Below are 5671 nucleotides of genomic sequence, written 5' to 3'. Positions count from 1 at the left end.
CCTCGGCGTGCGCGCCGACACCGTGGCCTCCGGGGAAGAATGCCTGGCCGCGCTGGCGCAGGCCGAGGAGGCCGGCCTGCCGTATGGTGTGGTCCTGATGGACTACCTGATGCCAGGCCTGGACGGCGTCGAGACGATCCGCCGCATCCGCCAGGGCGGGCGCGGCGCCGGCGACACCCCGCCCCCGGCCATCCTGATGGTCTCGGTGTGCACCCGCGACACCGTGCCGGAACAGGAAGGCGAGCTGCCGGTCGACGCCTTCCTGCACAAGCCGGTCGGCCCCGCCCTGCTGCACCACAGCCTGCTGCAGGCGCTGCACCCGCAGCGCGGCCTGCCGGATGCGGGCGCCGTGGCCGCACCGGGCATCCCTTCGCTGGCCGAACTCCCGCGCCTGGACGGCGCCCGCATCCTGCTGGCCGAGGACAATGCCAATAACCGCGAGGTGGCCCTGGACTTCATGGCCGCGGCGCGCATGCAGGTGGACGTCGCCTTCAATGGCGTGGATGCGGTGCGCATGGCCTTGGCGGCCGACTACGACCTGGTGCTGATGGACATCCAGATGCCGGGGCTCGACGGCCTGGACGCCACCCGCGCAATCCGCAAGGACCCGCGCATGCGCGACCTGCCGATCGTGGCGATGACCGCACACGCCCTGCCCGGCGACCGCGTAAAGAGCCTGGAAGCCGGTATGAACGAGCACGTCACCAAGCCGATCGATCCCGACCTGCTGTTCTGCACCCTGCTCAAATGGATCGATCCGGCGCGCCTGGCCGGCCGGCCGCTGCCGGTCGGGGCTGCCGCGCAGGCCGGGCTGGAAGCGGCCGAGCGCGCGGCGGCGCTGGCGCCGCTGCCCGCAGTGCCCGGCCTGGACTGGCGTCAGGCGCTCGACAAGGTCGATGGCCAGCGCAGCCGCCTGGAAAAGCGCGCCAGCAGCTTCGTGCGCGAATACGCCGATGCCCCGCGCATGCTGCGCGAAGCGCTGGGCGCCAGCGATCACCAGGGCCTGCAGTCGCTCGCGCACAACCTGAAGTCGAGCGCCGCCTATGTCGGCGCCTTCGAGCTGGCGTCCGCCGCGCATCGCCTCGAGCAGGACCTGCGCAGCGGCCAGGCCGGGCGCCTCGCGGTCCAGGTCCCGGGCCTGGAGAGCGCGGCGGAAACCGTGCTGGCGGCCCTGGCCCGGCTGGCCGAGGCCGCGCAGCCGAAGGCGGCCGATCCGGCCAGGCCGCCGGCCACGCCGGCGCTGGCCGCGCTGGTGCTGCGCCTGCGCCTGCTGCTGGAAGCCGACGACGCCCGCGCCGAGGACGCGCTGGGCGAACTCGAGCTACTCCTCACTGGCGGCGTCCACGGCGACACCCTGGCCAAACTGCGGCGGGCGGTGGAAGACCTGGAATACGAGGCGGCCCTGGCGCCGCTGGCGCAACTGCTTGCCGGCCTTGAACTGAACATGGAGGACGCGACATGAACGGCGTGGAGATGCAGAAGGTACTGGTCGCCGACGACGACGCGGTCAACCGCGACGTGCTGGGCGAGCTCCTCAAGCCCGAGTACACCGTGCTGCTCGCGAAAAACGGCGCCCAGACCCTGGAGCGCGCGATCCGCCACCTGCCCGACCTGATCCTGCTCGACGTCCTGATGCCGGACATGGACGGCTACGAGGTGCTGCGCCGGCTGCGCGCCGACCCGCTGACCGAGCACATCGCCGTGATCTTCATCTCCGGCCTGGACCGGCCGGAAGACGAAGCCAACGGCCTGAAGATGGGCGCCGCGGACTACATCACCAAGCCTTTCAACCAGACCGTGGTCATGGCGCGCGTGGCCCTGCACCTGCAGGTGGTGCGCCAGCGCAGGATGCTGGAGCGGCTCGCGAACATCGACGGCCTGACCGAACTGGCCAACCGGCGCCGCTTCGACGAGGTCTTCGCGCTCGAATGGCAGCGTGCGCGCAGGTCCGGCCGGCCGCTTTCCCTGGCCCTGCTCGACGTCGACGCCTTCAAGCAGTACAACGACCGCTACGGCCACCCGGCCGGCGACCGTGCGCTGCGCGCCGTGGCGCGGCTGGCTGCCGCTGCGACGCGCCGGCCGGCCGACCTGGCGGCGCGTTACGGCGGCGAGGAGCTGGTCCTGCTGCTGCCCGAAACCGGCGCGGCCGAGGCATGCCAGCTGGTGTCGCAGATGCTGCTTGCCGTGGCCGCCCTGTCGATCGCACACGAAACGTCCGGCGTGGCGCCGGTGCTGACCGCCAGCGCCGGCGGCGCCACCCTCGAGCCCAGTGGCACCGAGACCGCCTCTAGCCTGTTCGACGCCGCCGACGCCGAGCTGTACCGCGCAAAGCAGGCCGGCCGCAACCGCGTGGTCTGGCGCGAGGCCGCACCCGGCGGCGTGCAGTACCCGCACCGTCGCCACCCGCTGTAAGGCCGCTTAACAACAATCTCTGCTTGACCCTTCGCACGTTCATCTTCATGCAAGCTGCATACCGCACACTCATCTTCCTGCTGGCGCTATTGCTCTCTACATTGGCGGCGCTCCCCGCGAACGCGGCCACGGTGCTGCTCACGCGCGACCTCGCGCGCGCCGAGGCCTGGCCGGCGCTCACCATCCTGCGCGATCCCGGCGGCAAACTGAGCGCTGCGGACGCGCTGGCGCGCGGCAAGGAGTTCGACGCGCCGCGCACCGCCTACGGCACCCTCGGGATGCAGCCCGGCGCGACCTGGGTGCGCATCCCGCTAATGGTCGCGCCGGACGCTGCCGATGGCTGGGTCATCCAGGTCGACTTCGCCCTGCTGGACGAGGTCGACGTCCACCTGGCGGGGCCGCAGGGATTTCGCCACGTGGCCAGCATGGGCCGGATGCAGCAAGCCGCCGGCGACAGCCTGAAGGGCCGGGTCCCGAGCGCGGTGCTGCGCCTGGCTCCCGGAAACGAATACACCGTACTGCTGCGGGTCGTCTCGCAAGGCCCGAAGATCCTGCCGATCAGCTTCATGCAGCCGCATGCCATGTTGTCCGACGCGCTCGGCGAGCAGATCCTGCAGGGCTTGCTGCACGGGCTGCGCATCACCCTGTTCCTGTATGCCATCGCCCAGTGGCTGTCGCTGCGCGAGCCCCTGTTCGGCAAGTACGCCCTGCAGGCGGGCGGCGTGACCGTCTATTCGGCGTGCTGGTTCGGCACCGCCGGCCAGTACCTCTGGCCCGGGAACGCCTGGATGCTGGAGCACGGGGCCGGCATCGCGTCCATCCTCGCATCCTGCGGCGCCTACCTGTTCGTCGAGCAGTCGCTGGCCCGCCCCGGACAGGACCGCATCTTCAGCCGGCTGATGAAAACGCTCGCCGGCCTGTGCCTGGTCACTGCCGCCGGCTTCGCACTGGGCCTGATCGACCATGAACGCCTGGTCCTGATCGTCGGCACCCTCGGCATCCTGCCGATGCTGTGCGGCCTCCCCGGCGCCCTGCGCCGCGCCCGCGCCGGGGACCCGGTCGGCGACTACTTCCTGGTCGGCTGGGGCGTCGCCTTCGTGGCCGCCTTCGTCACCGCGCAGCTCATCAACGGCAAGCTGCCGGCCAACTTCTGGACCATGCACGCCCTGGTGTTCGGCAGCACCTTCGACATGCTGGTGTTCATGCGCATCCTCGGCCTGCGCACCAAGGCCATGCAGACCGCGATGCTGCGCGCCGAGGAAAGCACCCGCATGAAGTCGGAGTTCCTGGCCAACATGAGCCACGAAATCCGCACCCCCATGAACGCCATCATCGGCATGAGCCGCCTGGCTCTGTTGCGCGACCCTTCCCCGGCCCTGCGCAACTACCTGGACAAGATCCTGGGCGCGAGCGAGCACCTGATGGGCATCATCAACGACATCCTCGACTTCTCGCGCATCGAGGCCGGCAAGCTGGCGATCGAAAAGGTCCCCTTCGCGCTCGACGACATGCTCGACCAGCTGGCCAGCCTGACCGACGTGAAACTGGAGTCCAAGGGCATCGAGCTGGTGTTCCGGGTCGGCCCCGGGGTGCCGCAGCAGCTGGTGGGCGACCCGCTGCGCCTGGGCCAGGTCCTGATCAACCTGGCCGGCAACGCGGTGAAATTCACCGAACGCGGCGAGGTCGTGGTGGGGGTCGAGGTCTTGAAAAGCGACGCGCAGGGCGTGACCCTGGCATTTTCCGTCACCGATACCGGCATCGGCATGACGCCGGAACAAACCATGCGCCTGTTCCAGTCCTTCAGCCAGGCCGACAGCTCGACCACCCGCAAGTACGGCGGCACCGGCCTGGGCCTGTCGATCTCGCGCCGGCTGGTCGAGCTGATGGGCGGCGAGATCACGGTCAGCAGCACGCCGCAGGTCGGCAGCTGCTTCCGCTTCACGGTGCCCCTAGGCCTGCCCGCGGACCCGGCAGGAACGAACGCGCCGCGCCCGGTCCTGCTGCCGGACATGCGCGCCCTGGTGGTGGACGACAGCGCCAGCGCACGCTCCGCCCTGGCCGAGATGCTCGGCGCCCTCGGCGTGCGCGCCGACACCGCGGCGTCGGGCGAGGAAGCACTGGCCCTGCTGGCGCGCGCCGCGCAGGACGACCGGGCCTACCGTGTCGTGCTGATGGACTACCGCATGCCGGGGCTGGACGGGGTCGAGACCATCCGCCGCATGCGCACGGATGCGCCGTCCGCGCAACTGCCGGCGATCCTGGTGATCTCGGCCACTACCCGCGAAGCGGTCATGGAGGAACAGGGCGCCCTGCCGGTCGACGCCTTCCTCCACAAGCCGGTCGGACCTGCGCTGCTGTACCACAGCCTGCTGCAGGTGCTGGATCCGCAGCCTGGAGCCGGCCCGGTCCAGGGCCGGACGCAGGTCATGTCCGAGCTGCCGCGCCTGGACGGCGCACGCATCCTGCTGGCCGAGGACAATGCCAACAACCGCGAGGTCGCGCTCGACTTCATGGCCGCTGCACGCATGCAGGTGGATGTCGCCTTCAACGGCGTCGACGCCGTACGCATGGCGCTGGCGGGTGACTATGACCTGGTGCTGATGGACATCCAGATGCCCGGGATGGACGGCCTGGGCGCCGCGCGCGAGATCCGCAGCCATGCGCGCCTGCGCGAGCTGCCGATCGTGGCCATGACCGCGCATGCGCTGCCGAGCGACCGCGCGCTGAGCCGCTCGGCCGGCATGAACGACCACGTCACCAAGCCGATCGACCCGGACCTGCTGTTCTGCACCCTGCTGAAGTGGATCGATCCGGTCCGTCTGCAGGGCCGGCCGCTGCCCCTTCCGTGCGCCCTTGCACCCTTGCCGCCCCACATGCCACTGACGGAACCGGCCTTGCCGGCCCTGCCCGGCATCGACTGGCGCCTGGCGCTGGAAAGCGTCGGGGGCAGCCGCAGCCGCCTGCAGAAACGGGCCGGCAGCTTCGTGCGCGAATACGGCACGGCGCCTGCCATCCTGCGCGAATCGCTGGAGCTGGGCGACTACCCGCGCCTGCAGTCGCTGGCGCACAACCTCAAGTCGGGCGCGGCCTATGTGGGCGCGCTCGACCTGGCCGGTAGCGCCAGCCGCCTGGAACAGGACCTGCGCAGCGGCCAGCTCGAGCGCCTCGGGGTGCAGGTGCCGGCACTGGTGGCCGCGACCGAAGCGGTGCTGGCCGGCCTGGCCCGGGTGGCGTCGGCCGCCCTGCCCGGGCCCGCCGG

3 protein-coding genes are annotated in these 5671 nt (G+C 70.9%); all 3 read left to right on the top strand.

What is annotated here, in order from left to right; genetic code table 11:
- Positions 1 to 1462 (top strand): response regulator (locus B2R83_RS10085; protein ID WP_292040693.1); only part of this gene is annotated, 1462 nt, incomplete at its 5' end.
- A complete protein-coding gene (locus tag B2R83_RS10080; RefSeq protein WP_292040691.1) occupies positions 1459 to 2412 on the top strand; it encodes a diguanylate cyclase in 954 nt (317 codons plus the stop codon). The genes B2R83_RS10085 and B2R83_RS10080, both read left to right, overlap by 4 nt.
- Before the next feature lie 47 nt (positions 2413 to 2459).
- Positions 2460 to 5671 (top strand): hybrid sensor histidine kinase/response regulator (locus tag B2R83_RS10075; RefSeq protein WP_292040688.1); only part of this gene is annotated, 3212 nt, incomplete at its 3' end.

It is taken from the genome of Massilia sp. UBA6681, from assembly GCF_002454935.1.
Lineage (GTDB): Bacteria > Pseudomonadota > Gammaproteobacteria > Burkholderiales > Burkholderiaceae_D > Telluria > Telluria varians.
The sequence above is the reverse complement of the archived record's forward strand: the minus strand, read 5'-3'. Positions and strand labels throughout refer to the sequence as shown.